Raw genomic sequence first — 221 nt, 5'->3', positions numbered from 1 at the left:
CGAGAACACCTCCGACGCCGTGGTGGGCGCCCTCGTCTGGGGCGCCGCGGCCGGGGTGCCCGGGCTGCTCGGCTTCCGGGCGGTCAACACCCTGGACGCGATGGTGGGGCACAAGTCCCCCCGGTACCTGCGCTTCGGCTGGGCGTCCGCCCGGCTGGACGACGTCGTGGGCGCGCCCGGCGCTCGGCTGACCGCCGCCCTCGCCGCGGCCGCCGGCCCGG

The 221-nt window shown here is 79.6% G+C and carries 1 protein-coding gene; it reads left to right on the top strand.

What is annotated here, in order from left to right:
- Positions 1-221: cobalamin biosynthesis protein (locus G3I53_RS27655; protein WP_203617485.1), on the top strand; the 221-nt coding region annotated here is incomplete at both ends.

It is taken from the genome of Streptomyces sp. SID14436 (assembly GCF_010548465.1).
Lineage (GTDB): Bacteria > Actinomycetota > Actinomycetes > Streptomycetales > Streptomycetaceae > Streptomyces.
The sequence above is the reverse complement of the archived record's forward strand: the minus strand, read 5'-3'. Positions and strand labels throughout refer to the sequence as shown.